Raw genomic sequence first — 22685 nt, 5'->3', positions numbered from 1 at the left:
ACGCCCTGGGCGTGAAGGTGGAGGACATGCTGATCTCCCAGCCGGACACCGGCGAACAGGCCCTGGAGATCACCGAGGCCCTGGTCCGCTCCGGGGCCATCGACGTGATCGTGGTGGACAGCGTCGCCGCCCTGGTGCCCCGGGCCGAGATCGAGGGCGAGATGGGCGACAGCTATGTGGGCCTCCATGCCCGCCTGATGAGCCAGGCCCTGCGCAAGCTCACCGGCGCCATCGGCAAGACCAACACCATCGTCATCTTCATCAACCAGCTGCGCGAGAAGGTCGGCGTCATGTACGGCAACCCCGAGGTCACCACCGGCGGCCGGGCGCTGAAGTTCTATGCCTCCGTCCGCATCGACGTGCGGCGCGTCGATGCCCTGAAGAACGGCAGCGAGCTGATCGGCAACCGCACCCGCGCCAAGGTCGTGAAGAACAAGATGGCGCCCCCCTTCCGGGAGGCGGAGTTCGACATCATGTACGGCGAGGGCATCGTCCGGGAGGGCGAGCTGATCGACCTGGGGGTGAAGCTGGATCTGGTGCAGAAGGCGGGCTCCTGGTTCTCCATGGGCGAGACCCGCATCGGCCAGGGCCGGGACGCGGCCAAGCGCTATCTGCTGGAGAACCCGGAGATCCGGGACCAGCTGGAGGCGGACATCCGCAGGAACTTCGACAAGCTCATGAGCAACCAGTCCCGCGTGGCCGCCAAGGCCGCCGGCCGGGCGGTGGACGTCAGCGCCGACGACTTCGACGACTCCGGCGCATCCGACTGACCATGCGGATCGAACGGATCGAGGCGTCGAAGCACAAGCGGGGCCGGGTCCTGGTCTTCCTGGAGGACGGGGCCTGCCTGAAGATCACGGAGCAGGAGCTGCTGGATTTCCGCCTCCGCTCCGGGGACGAGCTGGACGGGGAAGCCCTGGAGCGGCTGAAAAGCGCCGCCGGGGCCTCCAGCACCAAGGCGGCGGCGGCGGACCTCATCGGCAGGCGGGCCATGAGCCGCCGGGATCTGGAGAAAAAGCTCCGGGAGAAGGGGGCCAGCGAGGCCGACGCCCGCTACGCCGCCGAATGGATGGAGGCCATCGGGGCCATCGACGACGGGGCCTACGCCGCCGCGCTGGTCCGGCACTACGGCGGCATGGGCTACGGCCCGGCGCGGGTGCGGGAGAAACTCTATGAGAAGGGCGTGCCCCGCGAACTGTGGGACGACGCGCTGGCGGAGCTCCCCGAGGACGGCGGGCAGGTGGACGCGTTTTTGCAGAGCAAGCTCCGGGGCCGGAGACCGGACGAGAAGGAGAAGCGGCGGCTGACCAACGCCCTGCTCCGCCGGGGGTTCGGCTGGGGGGCGGTGAAAGCCGCCTGGGCGCGGCTGGGGGAAGCCGTCGAGGGCGGGGAGGACTGCTAGAGCTCCTCTAAAAGCCGCGCCATGAGCTGTGCGCCGAAGCACGCTCCCCTATAAAAGGACTGCTCCGCCTTCTTCTCCGCAAGCGCCTCGATACTGGGGATCAGGGCCTTCTCGATCGTTCCATCGACGGCGCGGAGCTGGTTCACGATCTTCCGCTCCTCCTCACACTGGGGGTTTTCCAGGCAGGTGACCGCCGAAAGGCTGAGCGGATCTTCATGGTAAATGGCGTTTAGGATATCGAACATAGCTGACGCATCCTTTCTACTATTTACTTTTCGTAGATCCTATGACGATCTACTAATCGTAAAATGTCAAGAGGATCTATGGAAAAGTTTATTTTATTTGATAAGCGTCTTTCTCTTTTACGCAAACAGGCCGGCATCAGCCAAAAACAATTAGGGGACGTCATAGGTCTTTCCAACAAGGCGATCTGCACGATGGAAAACAGGACGAGAGAGACCACCTTTGAAAATCTGGTCCTGCTGGCGAAGTATTTCCATGTCTCCACGGACTATCTTCTGGGCGTCACCGATGACCCGACCTGGCGGGGGCCGGAGGAGGAGCCATGATCCGCACCCTCCGTCCCCCGGGACTATGCCAAAGATCGGGGGCTGTAAGACAGGAGCCCTTCACAGCGCTCCGTCCCGCAGAGTAAGGAGCTCACTGCATCGAACTGCCGTCAAACTACCGGACGTCATTTGGATCCCCCTGTTGAATTTGTTCCTATGAGTAGAGTACACTCCACTTATAGGAACATGTCAAGGTGCAATTTATGAAAACTACGATTTTATTGAAAGAGAGAGTCTATCAGCTTCGGAAGGCGGCTGGCCTGACCCAGCAGCAATTGGGAGAGATCCTAGGGCTTACCCATAAGTCCATCAGTATGCTGGAGAGCGGCGGGCGCAGTACCACCATCGATAAGCTGGTCCTGCTGGCGGAGTATTTCCAGGTCTCCACGGACTATCTGCTGGGCATCACCGACGACCCGGCCTGGCGGGGAGATCCCGGTGAACAGGCGGACGCATAAGCACCCCTAAGGCATCCCATCCATAGGAGCCGACAGGCGCAAGGTCCTCCCCCGCCTGCCAGGCCAGCGGCAGCGGGGACAGAAGGACAGTCCTTACTTCGACCACCAAACCCCCCGCGCAAATCGGGCCGCGGGCAGGGGCATGCCTGTCTTAGGAAATCTCACCGCCGCGCCCCCGCAAACCGCATCCCCTTGTTTTTCTCTTTTGGACCGTGCACGGCCCGTTTTCTCTTTTTATTCCGGGAATAAAAAGAGAAAATGGGGGGTGCAATGGACCAGCCATCGCTGCCCCCCCATCCCGCCCCGCCCGCAGGGCGAGCACCCCCCCCGCCCCTGCAAGGGGCAACAAGCCCCTCCCTGCAAGGGAGATCAAGAAAGGATGTCCCCCATGTCCTACAAGGTATATTTCCTCTCCCTCGGCTGTGCCAAGAACCAGGTGAACTGCGAACAGATGATGTCCCTGGTCCTCTCGGCGGGCCATGAGATCGCCCCATCCCCCGCCGGGGCCGACGTGGCCGTGGTCAATACCTGCGGCTTCCTGGCCTCCGCCTGTGAGGAGGCCATCGACAGCATCCTGGAGCTGGCGGAGCTGAAGCAGGCCGGACAGCTGGGGAAGATCCTCGTCACCGGCTGCATGGCCCAGCGCTATCAGGCCGACGTGCTGGAGGAGCTGCCCGAGGTGGACGGCGTCCTGGGCACCGGCAGCTACGGGGACGTCGCCGAGGCCATCGCCGAGATCATGGACCGGGGGCTCCGCCCCTGCCGCTTCGGCGATATCCACACCGCCGGCCAAAGCGGTCCCCGCATCCTCTCCACGCCCCCCTGGTACGCCTACCTCCGCATCGCCGAGGGCTGTGACAACCACTGCGCCTACTGCGTGATCCCCTCCCTCCGGGGGAAGTACCGCAGCCGCCCCATGGGAGAGCTGCTGGACGAGGCGGCGGAGCTGAGCTCCGCCGGGGTGCGGGAGCTGCTGGTCATCGCCCAGGACATCACCCGCTACGGCACGGACCTGTACGGGGAGCGGCGGCTCGCCGCCCTGCTGCGGGAGCTGTGCCGGCTGGACTTCCACTGGATCCGCCTCCACTACCTCTATCCCGACGAGATCACGGAGGAGCTGATCGACACCATCGCCTCGGAGCCGAAGATCCTGCCCTATCTGGACATCCCCATCCAGCACTGCAGCGACGGCATCCTCAAGGCCATGCACCGCCGGGACACCAAGGCGTCCATCCGGGCCCTCTTCGGGACCCTGCGGCGGCGCATCCCGGGCCTGGTCCTCCGGACCAGCCTCATCACCGGCCTCCCCGGCGAGGGGGAGGCGGAGTTCGAGGAGCTGTGCGCCTTCCTGCGGGAGCAGAAGATCGAACGGGCGGGGGTGTTCCCCTTCTCCCCGGAGGAGGGGACGAAGGCCGCGCAGATGGACCACCCGGACGCCCGGGAGGCCGCCCGCCGGGCGGAGCTGGCCGTGGACGTGCAGTCCGACATCATCGACGAGTACAACGCCTCCGTCCTGGGCGGGGAGCGGGAGGTCCTCTGCGAGGGCTTCGACGGCCAGGCCCAGATGGCCTATGGCCGGAGCTACGCCGAGTCCCCGGAGATCGACGGGCGGATCTGGTTCGTCCCCAAGGGGGATCTTGAGCCGGGGACCTTCGTCACGGTCCGCCTCACGGGCGTGATGGACGGGGAACTGACCGGGGAGCAGGTATGAAAAGCCCCCTGCAGGAGATCCCCGGCGTGGGGGCCCGCATCGCCGCCGTCATGGAGGCCCTGGGCATCCGGGAGCCGGCGGACCTCCGGGGCCGGGACCCGGAGGAGCTGTACCTCCGGGAGCGCGTGATGAAGGGGCACCAGGAGGACCGCTGCGCCCTCTACGTCTGGCGGGCGGCGGTCTACTACGCCGAGCACGAGGACCGGGACCCGGAGAAGCTGAAATGGTGGTACTGGAAGGACAAGACGTACCCCGAGGAGGAAGGACTATGAATCTGCCCAACAAACTGACCCTGCTGCGCATCATCCTGACGCCGGTGTTCCTGGGCGTGCTGTACTGGGGCTTCCCCGGCGCGGACTACGCGGCGCTGGCCATCTTCATCATCGCCAGCCTGACGGACCTGCTGGACGGGAAGATCGCCCGGAAGTACGGCCTGGTCACGGACTTCGGTAAGTTCGCCGATCCCCTGGCGGACAAGATCCTGGTGGTGTCGGCGATGCTGTGGTTCGTGGAGCAGGGCCGGATGCCCGCCTGGATGCTGGCGGTGGTCATCACGCGGGAGTTCGCCGTCAGCGGCCTTCGGATGATCGCGGTGGACAACGGGCGGGTGATCGCCGCCGGGTGGTCCGGGAAGGTGAAGACCGCCGCGACGATGGTGTGCATCGCGGTGATGCTGTACCTGGGGGGCGCGCTGGCCGCCTACCGGTCCGGGGCTTACCTGACCGCGGTGCCCTGGGACCGGTATATCTCGTGGATCGACGCGGTCTGCGCCTGGGCGATCACCCTGACCACCCTGTGGTCCGGCGTGGAGTACTTCGTGAAGAACAAGGACGTGATCCGCTCCGCCTGACCTCCTACAAAAAATGACCGCGGTCGGCGACCGCGGTCATTTTTCGTGAAAAGCCCTGCCCCGGCGGCGCCGGGGAGGAGGGGCGCGCCGCTCACTCCCCCACGCCCGCCCGCCAGTCCTGGATGGCCTGGAGGAACTCCCGTCCGTAGCGCTCCGCCTTGACCCGGCCCACGCCGGAGACCCGCAGGAACTCCTCCATGTCCAGGGGCCGCAGGGCGGCCATGTCCGCCAGGGTGGCGTTGGAGAAGATGACGTAGGCCGGGACGCCCGCCCCCTGGGCCAGCCGGGAACGGAGGGCCTTCAAAGCGCTGAGCAGGCTGTCGTCCGCGTCCGGAGCGCCGGGAGACGCCGCCGCCCCGGTCCTGCCGGAGGGGACGGTCTCCGGCTGGGGGGCCCGGTCCCGGAAGACCACCCGCTCCCCCCGGAAGAGCACGTCCCCCGCCCGGGCCGTCAGGCGGAGGACGGGGTACTCCCCGCCGCTGCTGGCCAGGTATCCGCCCTCCATCAGGACGTCCATGTACTGCTGGATGCGTTCCGCGGGCACGCCCCTCATGGCCCCGTGGGTCGGGAGCCGGTCCAGCCCCAGCTGGAGCACCCGCTTGTCCCGGCTGCCCCGGAGGAGCTTGATGATGACGGCGGCCCCCAGGCCGTAGGCATAGCGCTTCTCCACCCGTGCCACGGCGGAGAGGATCTTCTGGGCCTCCACGGTGATGTCCCGGTCTACGCGGTCCCCGGCGCAGTTGCCGCAGCTGCCGCACCCGCCGCCGTGGATCTCCCCGAAGTAGTCCAGGATGTCCGCCCGGAGACAGCCGCTGGTCTTGCAGTAGCGGACCATGCGGTCCAGCCGGTCCAGGTCCCGCCTGAGGCGGTCCGGATCCGCCTCCCCCGGCTCCTCCTGGGAGTGGCCGATCAGGTACTTGGCGGTCTGCACGTCGCCGGGAGCGTAGAGCAGGACGCAGCGGGCGGGAGCGCCGTCCCGCCCGGCCCGGCCCGCCTCCTGGTAGTAGCTCTCCAGATCCTTGGGCATGTTATAGTGGACCACGAAGCTGACGTTGGACTTGTCGATGCCCATGCCGAAGGCGTTGGTCGCCACCATGACCCGGGCCCGGTCGTAGACGAAGCCCTCCTGGCTCCGGCGGCGCTCCTGGTCCTCCATCCCGGCGTGATACCGGGCGGCGGGGATCCCCTGGGCCAGCAGGGAGCTCCAGACCGCGTCCACGGTCTTCCGCGTGGCGCAGTAAACGATGCCGCTCTGCCCGGGCCGCTCCGCCAGGAAGCGGCTGAGCCACAGGTCCTTGTCCCTGGCCCGGACGACCTCGAAGAAGAGGTTGGGCCGGTCGAAGCCGGTGGTGACCCGCAGGGGATCCCGGAGGGTCAGCAGGTCCTCGATGTCCCGCCGCACCGCCGCCGTGGCGGTGGCGGTGAAGGCCCCCACGGGAGGCCGGACCGGCAGGGACGCCAGCAGGCCGGCGATCGCCAGATAGCTGGGCCGGAAGTCCTGGCCCCACTGGGAGACGCAGTGGGCCTCGTCCACCGCCAGCAAGGAGACCGGCACGCCCTCCAGCAGGCGGCGGAACCCCTCGGCCTGGAGCCGCTCCGGCGCGGCGTAGAGGAGCCTGCACCCGCCCCGCCGCACCTGGCGGTAGACCTCCCGGGATTCCTCCGCGTCCAGGGAGGAGTTGATGCAGGCCGCGGGGATGCCCGCCTGGGCAAGGGCCGTCACCTGGTCCTTCATCAGGGAGATCAGCGGGGAGATCACCAGCGTCAGCCCCGGCAGCAGCAGGGCCGGGAGCTGATAGCACACGGACTTCCCCGCCCCGGTGGGCATGACCCCCAGCGCGTCCCTGCCGCTCAGCAGGGCGTCCACCAGCGCCTCCTGCCCGGGGCGGAAGCCGCTGTGGCCGAAATATTGCTTCAAAAGGGACAGCTTGTCCATAGGGGACGCCTCCTGTCGGTCCTGCCGGTCCTTACCGTCACATAGGCTTCAGGCCCCGGTCCAGCCGGTCCACCATCCAGGCGAACCGCTTCTCCCGTCCATCGTCGGTCTTCGCGTCGAGATACGCCCGCGTATAGGTCTTCTTCACGGATAAGGACATGGCCCGGAAATGGGTGGCGGCGGGCTCATGCCCCTCCAGCAGGGCGGACAACGCGGCGATCTGCTCCTCCGTGACCGCCGCGGGCCTTGGGGCGTCCCACCGGCCGTCCCTCTTGGCCTCCTCGATCTTCTCCCTGCCGAGGTCCGTCATCAGCCCCCGCTCCTCCAGGCTCTCGACCAGCGCCTTGTTCTTCTCGGACCACTTGCTCTTCTCCCGGCGCATGGAGAAATATTTCCGATAGGTCTTGCCGTCGATGCGCTGCATCTGCCCGTCGATCCATCCAAAGCAGAGCGCCTCTTCCAGCGCCTCCCCGGCCGTCAGCGTCTTCGGCCCGCCGGCCTTGCCGAACAAGATCCAAATGCCTTCCTTCGAAAGGCCGTGCTCGGAGAGCCAGCTCCGAAAGGCCGCCCGATCGGTGAACCGCATGGTCTCGCTCATGATGCGCGCCTCCTTCCCTGCGCCCCATCCGCTGGGTGCGCAGCTCCCGCAGTCGATGCTCCTGCTCTTATAGTCAGCACAGTTGAAAAGGATCCAAAGGATCCTTTTCAGAGAGGCGCTGTAAAACAGCGCCTCAAGCCGCACAAGCGGCTTGCTGTGCATGACTTCATAGGAAACACATGGGCGCTTTGCGCCCCGGCAAACCAAAGGTTTGCCGGTCGAAAAGAAGTTTCACTTCTTTTCAACTGTGTTGACTATACCACAGCCGGGCCCGGGATGCAAGGCGCATGGACGGGCGGCGGCCCCCTGTTCAAGATGTATGTTGCTGGCTGAGACTTCGGCAATTCCACGGAAACAAGTTGCCAGGAAGTCTGTGCCATGCTATGATCGAAAAGAAAACTCGGAATTTGCGAGGAAAAATTTATGATTAGAATAAGACCATATAAAGCTTCGGATGTAAATATCATATTATCGTGGTGTCAAAATGAAAAAGCATTTTATCAATGGACAGCAGGCATACTCGGTAATTATCCGATAACACAAAAGGAATTTTGCTTTGTTGAATCTCTAATGCCGTTTACTGCATTTGATGAAACAGGAATCGTTGGCTTTTTTACACTAAGAAATCCTGATGAATCATTGGATGAACTACGTTTTGGATTTGTTATTGTAAATCCTCACAAGAGAGGAAAAGGCTATGGAAAAGCTATGCTCCGGCTAGGTCTAAAATTTGTATTTGAAATATATGGAGCAAAAAAAGCATCATTGGGCGTTTTTGAGAACAATCTTCCGGCTTATTATTGCTATAAAGCAGTTGGTTTTAACGATACTGTTCTTGATAAGACAGAAACATATCGTGTTCTAGGTGAAGAATGGAAGTGCAGAGAATTGATTATGGAAAATAGATAGATCCTAGTTTACCGGGCGGTCACGATTCAAGGGTGACCGCCCGCTTTCGGTGTTTTGACGAATACTTTTGAAAAATAGCTGTTAACAACACAAACCTTGAACAGGGACGGCGGCGGCCCGCCCTTGACTTTTCGCCAAAGCCCGCTATAATATGAAATCGATCCTCATTTTCAAATCGGAGGCAGGACGATGCCCTATACGACGAAACAAAGCCAAGCCATCCTCCAGGCGCTGGAGCGCCGGGGGGAGCGCCCTGCGGACGCCCGGTCCCTGGCGGACGACCTCCGGGACGAGGGGGTTCCCGTGGGCCTCGCCACGGTCTACCGCCAGCTGGAGCGCCTGGCGGAGGCGGGCCTGGTCCACCGGATCGTCACCGATACCGGGGCCCTGTATCAATACTGCTCCCGGCAGGCGGCGGGGGAAGTCTGCTTCCTCCTCCGCTGCCAGAGCTGCGGCCGGATGGAGCACCTGGACTGCCCCCAGCTCCAGGCGCTCTACCGCCACATCGCGGCGGAACACGGCTTCCGGGTGGATCCCCGGCGGACCGTCCTCACGGGCCTCTGCGGCCCCTGCGCAGGACAGGAGGCGGGCCATGGAGAAGGGTGATCTCATCGTCTGCCGGGACCTCTCCCTGGGCTACGAGGGGCAGAGCGTCCTGTCCCACCTGGATCTCCGGATCCGGAGCGGGGACTACCTCTGCGTGGTGGGGGACAACGGCTCCGGGAAGTCCACGCTGACCCGGGGCCTCCTGGGCCTCCTGCCGCCCCTGGCGGGGAGCATCGAACGGGCCCCGGAGCTGGAGCGGGGCGCGGTAGGCTACCTGCCCCAGCAGACGAAGGCCCAGCGGGATTTCCCCGCCACGGTGCAGGAGGTGGTCCTCTCCGGCTGTCTGAACCAGAGGGGGCGCCGCTTCTTCTATTCCGCCGCCCAGAGATCCCGGGCGCTGATGGACATGGGGAAGCTGGGGGTGCTGGAGCTGAAGGACAAGAGCTACCGGGACCTCTCCGGCGGCCAGCAGCAGCGGGTGCTCCTGGCCCGGGCCCTGTGCGCCGCCAGCCGCCTGCTGATCTTGGACGAACCCGTCACCGGACTGGACCCCGCCGCCGCCCAGGACCTCTATAAGACCCTCAACTACCTCAACCGCAAGGAGGGCATGGCCATCGTCATGGTGACCCACGATCTGCGCCCCGCCCTCCGGGACGCGGGGACGGTCCTCCACATCGGGCACAGCGGCACCTTCCTGGGCACTCCGGCGGGATACCTCGCCTCCCCCTTCGGGCGGCGCTTCCAGGAGGCGGCGGAATGAGTTTCTTGCAGATGTTCTCCTTCCCCTTCATCCAGCGGGCCCTCACCGCCGGCGTACTGGTGAGCCTCTGCGCCGCCCTGCTGGGGGTGCCCCTGGTGCTGAAGCGATACTCCATGATCGGCGACGGCCTGTCCCACGTCTCCTTCGGGGCCCTGGCGATGGCCATGGCCCTGGGCTTCACGCCGCTGTACTTCTCCATCCCGGTCGTGATCGCCGCGGCGTTCCTCCTGCTCCGGGTGGCGGACAGCCCCCGGTGGAACAGCGACGCCGCCATCGCCGTGGTCAGCGCGTCCTCCCTGGCCCTGGGGGTGCTGGTCATCTCCCGGACCTCCGGCATGACGGCGGACGTGGACAACTATATGTTCGGCAGCGTCCTGGCCATGAGCCGGGCGGATGTGGCGCTGTCGGTGGTCCTCTGCGCCGCCGTGCTGACGCTGTTCCTCCTCTTCTATCACCGGATCTTCGCCGTCACCTTCGACGAGAGCTTCTCCCGGGCCACGGGGCTGAAGGTGGAACGGTACAACGCCCTCCTGGCCATCCTGACGGCGCTGACCATCGTGCTGGGGATGCGGATGATGGGGGCCATGCTGATCTCCTCCCTGGTGATCTTCCCGGCATTGACGGCCATGCGGCTCTTCCGGAGCTTCCTGGGCGTGACCGTCTGCGCCGCCGTCACGTCGGTGGCGTGCTTCTGCGCAGGGCTGACGGTGTCCTTCACCTGTTCCACGCCGGTGGGGGCCACGGTGGTGGCGGCAGATCTGACGCTGTTTTTGGCCGCCTGCGCCCTGTCGGCGCTCCGGAGGCGGGGGACCGGGGAATGATCCGGCGGACTTCGGAGGAATTTTCTCGGATAACACTTGAAAACGGGGAAATTTTATGGTAACATTAGAAGCTGTCAAATACACTTCACGCTCTGCGTGATCCCATTTGGAGGTTGAACATCTTGAAAATCGTCATCACTGTCCTGCAGCTCCTCTGCGGTCTGGGCATCATCCTGATCGTCCTGTTCCAGTCCGGCAAGAGCGCCGGCCTCTCCGGCGCCATCGGCGGCGTGGCCGACTCCTTCCTGGCGAAGAACAAGGCCAAGACCATGGACGCCAAGCTGGCCCGCGCCACCAAGTGGATCGGCGCGCTGTTCCTGGTGCTGACCATGGTGCTGCTGATCCTCGGCTGAGCAGACTGCGGGACCGCCCCTCAGGGAAGACCTGAGAGGCGGTCTTTTTTTGAAAAGTTTTCAGAACAAATGTTTGCTTTCCGCCCCTCCGTATGTTATACTGGTGGAAACATCCCTACGCTCCCCCATCAATACGCGCCGCCCCCCACCCCGCCGCGGCGCTCAGGAGGTCCTCTTATGGCGAAGCTCACCAATATGCAGCAGAAGGTCTATGACTACATCGTCTCCTGCATCCAGACCCAGGGATACCCCCCCTCCGTCCGGGAGATCGGCGACGCGGTGGGCCTCAGGTCCCCCTCCACGGTCCACTTCCACCTCAAGCACCTGGAGGAGGCGGGCGTCATCGCCAAGGGGGCCGGGAAAGGCCGGGCCATCGCCCTGACGGAGGCCCCCGCCCCGAAGGACCAGGTGCCCATCCTGGGCAATGTGGCCGCCGGCAGCCCTATCCTGGCGGAAGAGTGCATCGAGGACTACCTCCCCTTCGACACCGGGGGGCGGGACGGGGAGCATTTCGCCCTGCGGGTCCGGGGCGAGTCCATGCTGGACGCCGGCATCCTCCCCGGCGATCTGGTGGTGGTCCACAGCCAGCCCACCGCCCGGCACGGGGAGATCGTGGTGGCCCTGCTGGAGGACGAGGCCACGGTGAAGCGCCTCTCCCTCCGGGGCGGGCACGTCTGGCTGATGCCGGAGAACGACGACTACTCCCCCATCGACGGCACCTACGCCAAGATCTTGGGGAAGGTCGTCTCCGTGGTGCGGTATTACTGACGATCGGGCCAAACAGGAAAGGACGGCGGTAAAGACCGCCGTCCTTTTTTCGCACTCAGGCATAGGTGTCGATATAATCGCCCACACCGGGGGTGGGGGGGAGCATCTGAAGCTCGCCCATCGCCAGCTGCTCCGCCTGGTCGATCATCTTCTTCTCCATGAGCATGGCATAGCCAAGGCCCATCTCCGTAGAGACAGAGGAAACATCCATCTTCACTGTCCTCCTTTCTCAGGCTCTTTGCTCGAGGGGACAGGCATCCCGCCCAGCAGCCCCAGCAGCTCCGCGGGGGCCGCTTCTTCCACGGCGGATTCCTGGTTCGTCAGCTTGGCGTCCACCAGCTCGCTGCGGAGGATCGATACCTCCGGCGGGGCCGAGATGGCCAAGCGGACCCGGCCCCCCTCGACGGACACCACGGACACCGTGACGTCCTCCCCGATCACCAGGGACTCGCCGGGCTTGCGCTGTAAGATCAGCACGGCGCAGCCTCCTCCCCGCGGCTGAACTCCGCCAGGGGGTGCCGCATCTCGTACCGCTCCATGATGACCTGCCGGGCCTCCCGCGTCTCAGGATGGATCACCAGGGGGCATTTCAGGTTCACCGTGCTGTCGGCGACCGGGTTCTTCACGACGCACAGCACATAGAAGCCCAGGTCGCCGACCTCCTCCACGCCGAATTGGCGCAGCTCCGCCTCCTCCAGCTCCGGCGCATAGTCCGGCTTCAGGCTGAAGGGGTCGAGCACCACGAAGGCCAGTGCAGGGGTCTGGATGCTTTGGAGGCAGAGCATCCCGCCGCCGCTGCCCTCGAAGGGCAGCAGGAGGAAGCTGTGCTCCTCCTCGAAACCGAAGATCCCGGCGGGGAAGCGGAGGATGTCCGCCGTCTCGTATTCGACCTCGCCGAAATACTTGGTCTGCAGCTTCAACATCTCCGTCATGCCTTCACGTCCACCGGCTCATAGTTGGGATCGGCGGAGGGCGGCACGTACAGCGCGCCGCCGACATACTTGATGATGACCTCCGCCTTCTGCTTCACGGAGATCTCGATGTCGCCGGGGACGAACTCCAGCTCCATCTGGTTGATCCGCCAGTCGAAGTTCAGCTTATCCATCTCATAGCGGATGTTCATCTCGCCGGGGTTCCAGTCGACGTCGGGGGCCTCGGAGGGGATGAAGGTCATGGCGGGCTGGCTGAACATCTGGTCGCTGATGGCCGTCCGGGCCAGCTGGGACTGCACGTCCTCGCCGAACTGGGCTTTCAAATAGAGCTCTCCTTCCTGGGCACGGGCGGCAGTGGCGCTGTAGGCGGCCTGCTGGCCCTTTTGGGCGGCCTGCTGGATGCTGCGGGAGGGGGAGGGGACCACGGACTGGCGCATCTCGAAGGTGTCCATGTTCAGCTGGATCGGCCGGCTCCGGATGCTCAGCCCTCCTTTGCTTCGGGATACCTCCAGTTCCGCTGTGCCGCGGGTGTGCTGGAGCTGTGCCCGGGAGGTCCTCATTTCGATCTCGATAGGCACCGTGGTGATCTCAATCAGCTGTCTCATAAGTCATGGCGCACTCCTTTCTCGAGAAAATTGATATCAGAAATTCATATAATCCATCAAGCTCTGGGACAACACGCTGTTGCCGATCTTCAGGGCCGCGTCGTAACAGTACTTGGCGAACATATACTCGGAGATCGCCGCCGCGGGGTCCGCCTCCTCCAGCTCCGTATACTGCTGGAGCAGGGAGTCCGAGGTGGTCTCCAGGAGCTGGCTGTTGTCCTTGAGGAAGCCGGACTGGGTGTCCATCTCCGTCCAGCGCTCCCGGAACTTGCTCTCGCTGTCCTCGTATGCCTGGACCAGGGCGTTGAAGCGCTGTTCGTCCTCCTTGCTGGCCCAGTCACCGTCCTCCTTGTTGCACCGCTGGAGGATCTGGCCCAGCTCGTTGACGATGGAGATGACGTTCCGGGGGACGTCCTCCACCGTCATCGGGAGCCCGTTGTCCTGCTCTATCTCCAGGTCCCCGGTCCCGTAGCCGCCTAGGTAGAAGATGCCCTGGAGGGCGCTGTCGAACACGGTGGAGGAGAGGGCCTCGCCGTCCACTTCCTTGTGGCCCAGGCCCACGTCGATATACTTCGCCTCTTTCTCCGAAGAGTAGTTCGGATCCACGTTCCTCAGCTTTTTCAGCGCGTCGTCGTTCTTGGGGTCGAAGTAGTACAGCTTCTTCAGGTCCTCATAGTCATTGGAGTCCACCGCCACGCCGCGGTAATAGAGCCCCTTGACCGCCGAGGACTCATCATCCGTGGCGTTGCCCTCCGCGTCCAGGTACCTCCCCACATCGTCCCTGCCGTTCACGCCCGCCGAATCATACTCCGGGTTGATCTGCGGCCCCCAGCTGAAGGGCGGGTTCAGCGTGTCTGCGCCGGAGAACACGTAGTTCTCGCCGTAGCGCCCGTTCATGACCTGGGCGATGTCCTGCGCCTTGGCGCAGAGGGACTGCCCCAGGGCGAGACGGCCCGGGCCCGTGGTGCCGGTGACGCTCCGGAGGATGCTGGCGATGGACGCATCGTCCGAGCGGGAGTAGAGGTCCGTGGAGACGTTCTCCAGCGCCGACCAGCCCACGTCGTACTTGTGGAGCAGGGAATCGTTCACCGTCAGCTGGCTCTCGGTCCGCCGGTAGGAGCGGCGGATCTGGAAGCAGCGGACCGCCAGGGCGGGGTCCTCCGCGTAGGAATTGAAATTGCGGCGGGTGGAAACGGTCTGCATCGCCCTGGCCAGGGTGTTGTTGTTCCGGTTCAGGTCATAGCGGTAGTTTTTCAGCGTACCGACCGTCGTCATCCTAGGGATCATAGCTCCTCCTCCTTATCAGGTCGTCACGCCGGTGTTGTTGATGAGCTTGTCGAGCACCGTGTCGATGGTGGTCATCAAGCGGCAGGCGGCGTTGTAAGATTTCGCGTACATCATCAGGTTCATAGCCTCGTCGTTGAAGTCGACGGAGGAGACGGAATCCCGGTCCGTGTCGATGGACAGGGCGCTTTGATAATAGGTGTCCAGCATCGTGGTGGCCTCGGACTGGTCCTGGCCCAGGGTGCCGCCGATGTCGTTCCACATCTGGTAGAACGTGCCGTTGAAGAGCACCTTCTTGCTGGCGTTCGGCGAGGAATCCAGCTGGTTGGGGATGAAGTCGATCTCCTTCTCGCCCACCAGATACTTCATGTGGACGAGGTTGTCGCTCTGGCCGGAAGCCACCTCCGTCGTCCCGGGGATGCAGGTGAAGCTGCGGACCAGGCTGGAGGCATGGCTCCAGGTCTGAGAGATGTCGATGTTGGAGGCCGTGATGTTCCTCACATCGTCGCTGTCGTTGGAGTTGCTGAAGAGGGGGGCGCCGACGAAGATGGCTCCCGTGGCGTCGACGCGGGACTGATCCTCCCAGCCGGGCGCCACCTGGGCCCCGTTGGAGTCCAGGACCTGTGTCTTGTTCTCCGGGATGAACTTCCCGCCGTTGCCGGCCGCGTTCATCTGCCACTGCTGGCCCTTGAGGTAAGCGTCCGTGACTTGTTTCCAGGTCAGCCCTATGTCCGTCAGGTCCTTTTCCTTCGTCACGGTGCCCAAGCCCACGTCGGCCAATATCGCGTCCCGGTTCCCGGCGCTCTTCTCCCAGTCCTTGTTCAGCGCCTGGCCGCCGACCTTGATGGGCACGCCGACCTCCCGGCCGTCCTTATCCAGGTTGGGCGTGCCGTCGGCCTTCGTATCCTTCTTGATATAGTTCCCGTCCGGGTCCATCAGGAAGCCCTGGTTGGCCTCGTTCAGGGTGTTCGCCAGCCGGTTCGCCAGCAGGTCCAGCGCCTTTTGGTAGTAGCCGATGCCCCGCTTTTTGACCGCGTTCTCGTCGATGTTCGGGATCGTGTCCTGATCGATGAACACGCCCTCCTCGGTCAGCAGCTCCCGCTCGGCCTGGAGCTCGCCGTAGAGGTCGTTGTCGTCCAGGACCACGGGCTTGGAGACGATCTGCGAATAGATCTGCTTGGTGTATTCATAGCTGTTGGGGTCGTTCAAATTGGTGGCGCCCGGCTTCAGCGTCCGCATGTAGATCTCGATGACCTTGTCGCCCTCTTCATAGCCCGCGGGGAGATCGTGGCCCGAGAGCTCCCTGGAGGTCATGCTGCTCTTGCTCGTGAACTTGACGTTGCCCGCGGCCAAGTCGGCGAGCAGGGCGGTGAGATCCGCGCCCGTGACCTTCTCCGGCGTATAGGCATGGCCCACATAGTTGGGATCCCCGGTCTTGTTCTTCAGCTCGGTGATCATCATATCGTAGTTGGGGTTATCCGCGTCGTCCGTCAGGATCGTCGCGTCCCGGATATCCTTGACCAGGGTCTCCGTGCCATCGTCGTTCACTTTCACATACGGGTCCGGCAGGGCCTTCAGTCCGGCCTCATACGCCGCTTTATCGATCTTCCCGGCGGCAAGGTCCTTGTCCAGGGCCGCCTTGCCCGTCACATAGTCCGGGTTCATCTTCGGCTTCCCCAGGATGATATTGGCGCTGTACACGCCGTCGATCAGCAGGGACTCGTCGGTCTTGACGCTCTTATCGGGGTTGCCGTCGCCCAGGTAGAGGCTCATCTTCTCCACCGTCACCCCGGCGGCGATCTGCTCCTCGCCGTAGACCACGTTGATGTCGATCAGCCCGGAGAGCTCGTCGATCTGGCGGTTCCGCTCGTCCCGGAGCTCCAGGGCTGGATCGCCGTGGATCTCACATTTGCGGATCTCCTCGTTCAGGGCGCGGATGCCGTCCAGGAGGTTGTTGACCGTCTCCAGGTCCTCCTTGAAGTCCATGATGGTGTCCGTCCGCACCTGCTCCAGCTGGTTCGCGTAGGCGTGCAGCTTCGACACCAGGCTGGTGGCGATGCCCTTGATGCTGTCGTCGTACTCCTGCTGGCCCGTCTGGTCGGTGATGTTCTGCAGCGCCTTGTACAGGTCCATGATGTTCAGGCCCAGGACGCCGAAGCCGTCCTCGCCCTTGCCGGCGTCGCCCAGGCCCACCTCGTCCAGGACGCGGGAGATGGAGTTCAGCCCCTCCAGCCGGGCGTCGTAGAAGCCGACCTTGGCGTTCTCCTCCCGATAGCGGATGTCCAGATAGGGGTTGCGGATCTGGGAGATGTTCTTCACCAGCGCGCCCTGGCCGACACGGACGTCGCCCTCGGCGTAATAGCGGTCGCTGCCCGCGGCATAGAGGCTGACCTGGTTCAGCCGCTGCCGGGTGTAGCCGGGGGTGTTGATATTGGAAATATTGTTGCCCGTCACCGTGATCCCGGTCTGGGCGGCGTAGATCGCCAGCCGGGCCTGGGTGAAGGCTCCAAAGGTGCCGATGCCCATAGTCAAATACTCCTTTTATATCTCAAGCGCGTCAGGCGCGGAAGTCCGTCTTCATGGACGGGGGCGGAGCGACCTCCGCTTCCTTCTGGTATCCGGGTCCGGCCTCGCTCCCGGCCGGGGGGCCGCCCATCTGGGCGATGGCGTGGTCCACTTCCCGCAGGTTCTGCTCCAGCAGCATCCGGGCCTTGCCGGACGCCTTCCGGTAGGCCGCGTACCGGCCCGCCAGGGCCGCCGCCGTCTCCCGCGCCTCCGCCTGCATGGCGGGGGGGAAATGGTCCGGGACCTTGGACAGCGGCACGTTCGTCAGCCCCAGCTTGGGCAGCAGCTTGTCGCGGGTCAGCTCCAGCCCGCGGAAATTCAGGGACTGGGCCTGCTCCTGGTTCAGGAGGTCGTTCAGCGTCAGCAGGTCGTCGGTCTGAGCGGCGACGTACTTCTTCTCAGCCAGGTCCGTGAGGCGCTCCAGCCCCTGGCTCATGGAACGGAGGAAGGTCAGGTAGGAACGGTAAAGCTCTTCCATGCCTCATTCCTCCACTAAAAACAGCATACGCCCGGCGATGGCCATGGGATCCGGGGAATACCTCCCGGCGGAGACTTCCCGGCGGAGCTCCTGGATATCGCCCGTGGTGTTGGCGGTCCGCACCTCCCGGGAGAGGCGGCTCACCACCTCCATCTGGAAACTCCTCCGGCCCGCGGGGGCGGAGAGATCGACAGAGTCATAATTGGGCCCGGGGGCGGGCTGGGACAGCGCCCCCCGTTTCTGGGCGGGGTAATACGTCTTCGTCCGGTTGACCGAAGAGATGGCACCGGAACCGGTAGAAGTCAGCATCATATCTCACATCCTTTGCAAACGACAGCCATGCGGCTTCATCTCACTTCTATCCTACTTCATTATTCATATCGGCAAAATGACAGGAAAGTTAAGAAGAAGAGGGATAAATTTCTTGATCCCCAGGGGAGCGCCGGGCCAAAGGCCCCTTCCGGCCGCGAAAGATCGGGCCCCGCCTCGTCCGGTGAGGCAGGGCCCGATGTCACGTCCTTTTCGATTCAGTGCAGGGTCTTCAGATACCGGAGCAGCACCGTGGCCACGTTCTCACACGAAGCCTGTATGCAGACCGCCCCGATGTCGTTGGCGACCATAGGCATACCGTACACCACGCTGGACTCCTTATCCTGGCCGATGGTGTAGGCCCCCTTCTTCCGCATCGCCAGCAGCCCCGCGGCGCCGTCCTGGCCCATGCCGGTCATGATGATGCCCACCATCTTGCAGCGGACCATCTCGGCCATGGACTGGAACATCGCGTCCACCGACGGGCGGTGGCCGCTGACCTTCTCTCCCGGCGTACAGGAGACGGTGTACTTGTCGCCGATGCGCACCACCCGGCACTGCAGGTCGGCGGGCGCCACTACGGCCAGGCCCCGGCGGAGCTCGTCGCCGTTCCTGGCCTCCTTGACCTCCATCTTGCAGATGCGGTTCAAACGGTCGGCATACATCTGGGTGAAGCCCTTGGGCATATGCTGCACGATGACCATGGGAGGGATATCCGCCGGCAGGCGGCGCATGACCTCCAGGGTCGCCTCCGTCCCTCCCGTGGAGGCGCCCAGGCCCACGATCACCCGGTCCAGGGCCGGGTCCGCGCCCAGGTTCGGCGTGGCCACCGCCACGGAGGGGGTGCGTATCGGAGCGCTGCGGGGCCTCGCCATGGAAGCGACCAGCACCTTCTGGGTGAGGTTGTTGATGAAAACGTCCTTGGTCTGCTGGCCGTCCGGCTTGCGGACGAAGTCCACCGCGCCGGCGTTCAGCGCGTCGAAGACCTTCAGGTCCAAAGAGGAGCAGAGGATCACCGGCAGGGGGTTGTCAGGCAGGTACTCCTTCAAAAAATCGATGCCGCTCTGGCCCGGCATCTCCACATCCATCGTGACGACGTCGGGCTTCAGGCGGGGGATCTTCTGTCTGGCGTCCAGCGTGTTGATCGCGTAGCCAACGATCTCGATCCTCGGGTGGGCCGTGAGGCCCTGGATGATCAGGTTGCGAGCCAGGGCGGAGTCGTCCACCACCAGCACCCGGATCTTTTTCCCCAGTTCCACTGCCATCGGGAAGGAACCACCTCCTTATCATTTTTGGAAGGTCGCCGTAGCCAAACGGCGATAGGGCGCGTTCTGGCTCAGGTTCTCCGAAGCGCTGATCAGCAGGTAGCCGCCGGGGACCGTGGCGTCATAGAACCGGCGGACCAGGGCGTCCTTGGTGGGCTGATCGAAGTAGATCATCACGTTCCGGCAGAAGATCACGTCGAACTTCCGGCGGAACTTGATGGGATCCATCAGGTTGAAGGTCTGATAGATCACGTTGTCCTTCACGCTGGAGGCCACCGTGTGCGTGCCGTCCCGGTTGGAGGTGAAGTACTTCCGCTTCCAGTCTGAGGGGATCGTGTCGGGCAGCTCGTAGACGCCCCGCTTGGCCTTGGTCAGGGCCTGGGCCGAGATGTCGGTGGCCAGGATGCGGGTGTCCCACTCCTTGGCCCTGGGGCCCAGGTAATCGTAGAGGAACATGGTGATGTTATAAGGCTCCTCCCCGCTGGAGCAGCCCGCGCTCCAGATGGCCAGCGTCTTGTCCCGCTCGTGCCGGCGGACGATGTCCGGGATGATGCGCTCGCAGAAATAGTCCAGGTGCTCCTTCTCCCGCATGAAGAAGGTGTAGTTCGTGGTCAGCTTGTTCAGGACCAGGGTGACCTCGTCGTTCTCCTTCTTGTCCAAAAGGTGGTTCACGAAATCCCCGAAGCTATTGTAGCCCAGCTTCTTCAGGGCCGGGGAGAGGCGGCTGGTGATCAGCTGTTTCTTCTGGCTCAGGTCGATGCCGTAGCTGGACTGGATGAAGTTCACCATCCGCCGGAAATCCGCCTCGGAGATGGACATTGGCCCGAAGCCGCCCACTCCGTCAGTCTTTTTTGCCGTATCCATACTTTTTGTTCACCGTTCTTAACGCTTGATTTCAGTCGCCGTAGCCGTGGGCGATCAGCTGCTCGCAGTCCAGCACCAGCATGGTGCCGGAACCGTCGGGCAGGGTGCACATACCGGAGACCAGCTTCTGGGTGCTCTGGGACGGGATGGGGACGATGCTCTCCACGGGGATGTCCAGCATCAGGTCCACGGAGTCCACCCGGATGCCCAGCTGGTTGTTGTTGTAGTCGATGACGATCAGGATATTCTCGTCCGCGGGGGGCTTCCCCAGGCGGAGGCGGATGTCCATGATGGGGATGATCTGGCCGCGCATGTTGAAGATGCCCAGGATATAGTCCGGCATCATGGGCAGGTAGGTGGCGGTATAGCTGTTTTGGATCTCCACCACCTGCTCGGCGTCGATGCCGATCTTCAAGTCGTCCACGGTAAAGATCAGGTGCTTGCGGCTGCCCGCGCCCTCGTCTTCCTGGACGGGGCTGTCCAGCGCGTCTTCCTCCACCTGGAACAGGACGTTTTCCTTACTCATTGCGTTTCCCTCCTTTGGCGCTCATCCGTTCCGGGCCGCGGCGTAGAGGCCGCCCACGTCCAGGATGATGCTGATGTTGCCGTCTCCCAGGATGCTGCACCCGGTGATGCCGTAGTTCTTGATGTCGAAATTGTTGACATAGGGAGGGAGCGGCTTGACGACGATCTGCTGCTCGCCCAGGAGCTCATCCACGAACAGGCAGTAGGAGCAGTCCCCGGATTCCAGCCACATCAGGATGCCTTCCGCGATCTTTTCCACACCGCCGGGGAGGTTGTAAAAGTCCCGGGCCCGGATGACGGGGTAATACCCGTCCAGCATCTTCACCATCTCGCCGTTGACGGAGTCGTGGAGGATGGCCTCCTCGGTGGTCTTGATGCTGGAGCGGATGTTGTTGATGGGGATGGTGAAGATGGAATCTCCCACGGAGACCTCCATGCCGTCCATGATGGCCATGGTCAGGGGGATGCGCATGATGGTGGTCATGCCCTTGCCCTGCTCGCTGGTGATGGAGACGGAACCGCCCAGGCTCTCCACGCCGCTCTTCACCACGTCCATGCCCACGCCGCGGCCGGAGAACTCCGTCACCTGGGCATTGGTGGAGAAGCCGGGGGCCATGAGGAAGTTCAAGATCTCCTTATGAGAGTATTCCACCTCCGGCGAGGCGATGCCGTTGCGGATGGCCTTGGCCAGCACGGCCTCGTCGTTGACCCCGGCGCCGTCGTCGGAGATCTGGATGATGACCTCGCTGCCGGTGTCCTGGGCGGAGAGGAGGATCTCGCCCACAGGGTCCTTCCCCGCGGCGATGCGGTCCTGGACGTCCGCCTCGATGCCGTGGTCCATGGAGTTGCGGACCATGTGCATGATGGGGTCGCCGATGGCGTCCACGATGGTCTTATCCACTTCCGTGTCCTCGCCCACCAGGGTGAGCTTCACCTGCTTGTTCAGCTTCTTGCACATGTCGCGGACGATGCGGTTCATCTTCTGGAAGGTGTTGGACACGGGGATCATGCGCAGGGACATGGACACGTCCTGCAGCTCGTCCGTCAGCTTGCGCAGCTGCCGGGCGGACTTGGAGAAGGCGTCCAGGTGCAGGCCCTTCAGGTCCGGGGAGCCAGTGACCATGGCCTCGGTGATGACGATCTCGCCCACGATGGCGGAGAGCGTATCCAGCTTGCTCAGGCCCACGCTGATCAGGCTCTCCTTCTGGCTCTGGGCGTGCTGCTGTCCGCCGGCCGGGGCCGCGGGGGCCGGGGCCGCCTTCTGCGCGGCGGGAGCGGCCTCCTGGGCGCGGGCGTGCTCCTCCTCTTCCTTGGGCGGGGCGGGGACGTAGTTCTGCTCCTCATAGGAGTGGACGGAGCCGGCGCCCATCACCACAGGCACGGCCCGGGCGCGGTCCGCGTCGTTGCGGAACTGGAGCAGGAAGCCGTGCTCGATCACCACCTCCGACAGGCTGGAGTCGCTCTCCACGCCAGCGGGCTGATAGGTGAAATCCGTGTCGGCGCAGAAGCCCTGGACCGAGGTGACCAGCATGAAGGCCCGGAGGTTCTCCATGCCGCAGCCGTCGTCGAAGAAGACCCGCAGCTCATAGGGGAACTCGGCGTTGCCCTCCGTCACCTGGGCGGGGACGACGGGGGCGCCGGCCTCCGGCGCGGGAGCGGGGGCCGCCGGGGCCGCGGCCTTGGGCGCCGGCTCCGCTGGAATTTCTTCCCCCTTAATTTTGGCGATCAAACTATTAATATTTTCAAGGAAACTGTCGACATCTTCATTAAGGGGCTGCTCTGCCTCTACCTTCTCCATCTCCTCCCGGAAATAGTCCACGGAGTGGAGCATCACGTCGAACAGCGCCGGGCGGTCCTCGTCCTTCACGACGGACATGGTGCCCTCCCGGATCAGGAAGAACATGTCCTCGATGCGGTGGGAGACCCGTGCCAGCGTATCGAACTCCATCATGGCCGAGGAGCCCTTGATGGTATGCATGATGCGGAAAATCTCATTGACGTTGTCTTGAGAGAATGTATTTTCCTTTTCCGCGTCCAGAACGATGCTCTCCAGCTGTTCAAGAAGCGTGTTGGTTTCATAGATGTACATATCCAGGATATCATTGTTGCTCACGAAAACACCACCTTATCAGCCTTTTTCATTACTATCGACCTGTTGCGCTAAAAAAATAAGTAGC

The 22685-nt window shown here is 63.7% G+C and carries 28 protein-coding genes; 13 read left to right on the top strand and 15 right to left on the bottom strand.

Going from position 1 to position 22685, the window contains the following annotated elements:
- Together recA and QZ332_RS10025 are read left to right on the top strand one after the other, a co-directional pair.
- Positions 1-770: recombinase RecA (recA, locus tag QZ332_RS10030; protein ID WP_295764900.1), on the top strand; the 770-nt coding region annotated here is incomplete at its 5' end.
- Positions 771-772: 2 nt separating this feature from the next.
- A complete protein-coding gene (locus QZ332_RS10025) occupies positions 773-1402 on the top strand; it encodes a regulatory protein RecX (protein WP_295764899.1) in 630 nt (209 codons plus the stop codon).
- Here QZ332_RS10025 and QZ332_RS10020 read toward each other — a convergent pair.
- Complete coding sequence (locus QZ332_RS10020) at positions 1399-1647, bottom strand: hypothetical protein (protein ID WP_295764898.1); 249 nt, start codon at positions 1645-1647, stop codon at positions 1399-1401. The two genes, QZ332_RS10025 and QZ332_RS10020, sit on opposite strands and share 4 nt — an antisense overlap.
- A 78-nt stretch (positions 1648-1725) precedes the next feature.
- Here QZ332_RS10020 and QZ332_RS10015 point away from each other — a divergent pair, with 78 nt between their 5' ends.
- The 5 genes from QZ332_RS10015 to pgsA all read left to right on the top strand — a co-directional run bounded on the left by QZ332_RS10015 (position 1726) and on the right by pgsA (position 4990).
- The gene (locus QZ332_RS10015) at positions 1726-1971 is read left to right on the top strand and encodes a helix-turn-helix domain-containing protein (protein ID WP_295764896.1); all 246 of its coding nucleotides are present in this window, start codon (positions 1726-1728) and stop codon (positions 1969-1971) included.
- A 203-nt stretch (positions 1972-2174) separates the two neighbouring features.
- The gene (locus tag QZ332_RS10010; protein ID WP_295764895.1) at positions 2175-2429 is read left to right on the top strand and encodes a helix-turn-helix domain-containing protein; all 255 of its coding nucleotides are present in this window, start codon (positions 2175-2177) and stop codon (positions 2427-2429) included.
- Positions 2430-2817: 388 nt separating this feature from the next.
- A complete protein-coding gene (gene rimO / locus QZ332_RS10005; protein ID WP_295764893.1) occupies positions 2818-4140 on the top strand; it encodes a 30S ribosomal protein S12 methylthiotransferase RimO in 1323 nt (440 codons plus the stop codon).
- On the top strand, positions 4137-4412 hold the full coding sequence (locus QZ332_RS10000; protein WP_295764890.1) for a helix-hairpin-helix domain-containing protein: 276 nt from the start codon (positions 4137-4139) through the stop codon (positions 4410-4412). The genes rimO and QZ332_RS10000 overlap by 4 nt, the downstream gene beginning before the upstream one ends.
- Entirely contained in the window at positions 4409-4990 is a 582-nt protein-coding gene (gene pgsA, locus QZ332_RS09995; protein ID WP_295764888.1) for a CDP-diacylglycerol--glycerol-3-phosphate 3-phosphatidyltransferase, read from the top strand. Before QZ332_RS10000 ends, pgsA begins: the two co-directional genes overlap by 4 nt.
- Positions 4991-5081: 91 nt before the next feature.
- On the opposite strand, the gene recQ is transcribed toward pgsA, so the two are convergent.
- Both recQ and QZ332_RS09985 read right to left on the bottom strand, forming a co-directional pair.
- Positions 5082-6926, bottom strand: coding sequence for a DNA helicase RecQ (gene recQ / locus QZ332_RS09990; protein WP_295764886.1), 1845 nt, complete (start codon positions 6924-6926; stop codon positions 5082-5084).
- A gap of 37 nt (positions 6927-6963) precedes the next feature.
- Positions 6964-7524, bottom strand: a complete 561-nt coding sequence (locus QZ332_RS09985; RefSeq protein WP_295764883.1) for a YdeI family protein — start codon at positions 7522-7524, stop codon at positions 6964-6966.
- 423 nt (positions 7525-7947) lie between these two features.
- Here QZ332_RS09985 and QZ332_RS09980 point away from each other — a divergent pair, with 423 nt between their 5' ends.
- From QZ332_RS09980 to lexA, 6 genes are all read left to right on the top strand, one after another.
- Entirely contained in the window at positions 7948-8433 is a 486-nt protein-coding gene (locus QZ332_RS09980) for a GNAT family N-acetyltransferase (protein WP_295764881.1), read from the top strand.
- Positions 8434-8622: 189 nt separating this feature from the next.
- On the top strand, positions 8623-9039 hold the full coding sequence (locus QZ332_RS09975) for a Fur family transcriptional regulator (protein ID WP_295764879.1): 417 nt from the start codon (positions 8623-8625) through the stop codon (positions 9037-9039).
- Positions 9026-9739 (top strand): metal ABC transporter ATP-binding protein, encoded by a 714-nt coding sequence (locus tag QZ332_RS09970; RefSeq protein ID WP_295764877.1) that lies wholly within the window; start codon positions 9026-9028, stop codon positions 9737-9739. The genes QZ332_RS09975 and QZ332_RS09970 overlap by 14 nt, the downstream gene beginning before the upstream one ends.
- Positions 9736-10560, top strand: a complete 825-nt coding sequence (locus tag QZ332_RS09965) for a metal ABC transporter permease (protein ID WP_295764875.1) — start codon at positions 9736-9738, stop codon at positions 10558-10560. The genes QZ332_RS09970 and QZ332_RS09965 overlap by 4 nt, the downstream gene beginning before the upstream one ends.
- A 122-nt stretch (positions 10561-10682) precedes the next feature.
- On the top strand, positions 10683-10913 hold the full coding sequence (gene secG / locus QZ332_RS09960; protein WP_326165511.1) for a preprotein translocase subunit SecG: 231 nt from the start codon (positions 10683-10685) through the stop codon (positions 10911-10913).
- Positions 10914-11090: 177 nt separating this feature from the next.
- The gene (gene lexA, locus QZ332_RS09955) at positions 11091-11681 is read left to right on the top strand and encodes a transcriptional repressor LexA (RefSeq protein WP_295764871.1); all 591 of its coding nucleotides are present in this window, start codon (positions 11091-11093) and stop codon (positions 11679-11681) included.
- Positions 11682-11736: 55 nt separating this feature from the next.
- On the opposite strand, the gene QZ332_RS09950 is transcribed toward lexA, so the two are convergent.
- The 12 genes from QZ332_RS09950 to QZ332_RS09895 all read right to left on the bottom strand — a co-directional run bounded on the left by QZ332_RS09950 (position 11737) and on the right by QZ332_RS09895 (position 22597).
- Positions 11737-11892 carry a hypothetical protein gene (locus QZ332_RS09950; RefSeq protein WP_295764870.1) on the bottom strand — a complete coding sequence of 52 codons (156 nt, stop codon included), beginning with the start codon at positions 11890-11892 and terminating at the stop codon, positions 11737-11739.
- A 2-nt stretch (positions 11893-11894) separates the two neighbouring features.
- Complete coding sequence (locus tag QZ332_RS09945) at positions 11895-12158, bottom strand: carbon storage regulator (protein ID WP_295764868.1); 264 nt, start codon at positions 12156-12158, stop codon at positions 11895-11897.
- Complete coding sequence (fliW, locus tag QZ332_RS09940) at positions 12152-12613, bottom strand: flagellar assembly protein FliW (RefSeq protein ID WP_295764866.1); 462 nt, start codon at positions 12611-12613, stop codon at positions 12152-12154. Before fliW ends, QZ332_RS09945 begins: the two co-directional genes overlap by 7 nt.
- Positions 12610-13218 (bottom strand): DUF6470 family protein, encoded by a 609-nt coding sequence (locus tag QZ332_RS09935; protein ID WP_295764864.1) that lies wholly within the window; start codon positions 13216-13218, stop codon positions 12610-12612. Before QZ332_RS09935 ends, fliW begins: the two co-directional genes overlap by 4 nt.
- A gap of 36 nt (positions 13219-13254) precedes the next feature.
- Positions 13255-14505, bottom strand: a complete 1251-nt coding sequence (locus tag QZ332_RS09930; protein ID WP_295764862.1) for a hypothetical protein — start codon at positions 14503-14505, stop codon at positions 13255-13257.
- A 15-nt stretch (positions 14506-14520) separates the two neighbouring features.
- A complete protein-coding gene (locus QZ332_RS09925) occupies positions 14521-17028 on the bottom strand; it encodes a FlgK family flagellar hook-associated protein (RefSeq protein WP_295764860.1) in 2508 nt (835 codons plus the stop codon).
- A 31-nt stretch (positions 17029-17059) separates the two neighbouring features.
- Positions 17060-17545, bottom strand: a complete 486-nt coding sequence (locus QZ332_RS09920) for a hypothetical protein (protein WP_295764858.1) — start codon at positions 17543-17545, stop codon at positions 17060-17062.
- 3 nt (positions 17546-17548) lie between these two features.
- The gene (locus tag QZ332_RS09915; RefSeq protein ID WP_295764856.1) at positions 17549-17857 is read right to left on the bottom strand and encodes a flagellar biosynthesis anti-sigma factor FlgM; all 309 of its coding nucleotides are present in this window, start codon (positions 17855-17857) and stop codon (positions 17549-17551) included.
- A gap of 215 nt (positions 17858-18072) precedes the next feature.
- The gene (gene cheB / locus QZ332_RS09910) at positions 18073-19119 is read right to left on the bottom strand and encodes a chemotaxis-specific protein-glutamate methyltransferase CheB (protein ID WP_295764854.1); all 1047 of its coding nucleotides are present in this window, start codon (positions 19117-19119) and stop codon (positions 18073-18075) included.
- A gap of 21 nt (positions 19120-19140) precedes the next feature.
- Entirely contained in the window at positions 19141-19983 is an 843-nt protein-coding gene (locus tag QZ332_RS09905; protein ID WP_295764853.1) for a protein-glutamate O-methyltransferase CheR, read from the bottom strand.
- A 31-nt stretch (positions 19984-20014) separates the two neighbouring features.
- On the bottom strand, positions 20015-20509 hold the full coding sequence (locus QZ332_RS09900; protein ID WP_295764852.1) for a chemotaxis protein CheW: 495 nt from the start codon (positions 20507-20509) through the stop codon (positions 20015-20017).
- A gap of 21 nt (positions 20510-20530) precedes the next feature.
- Positions 20531-22597, bottom strand: coding sequence for a chemotaxis protein CheA (locus QZ332_RS09895; protein WP_295764850.1), 2067 nt, complete (start codon positions 22595-22597; stop codon positions 20531-20533).
- Positions 22598-22685 lie beyond the last annotated feature (88 nt).

This window comes from uncultured Oscillibacter sp., assembly GCF_910584465.1.
In the GTDB taxonomy this organism is placed as follows: Bacteria; Bacillota; Clostridia; order Oscillospirales; family Oscillospiraceae; genus Oscillibacter.
This window is presented reverse-complemented; position numbering and strand designations above follow the sequence as displayed.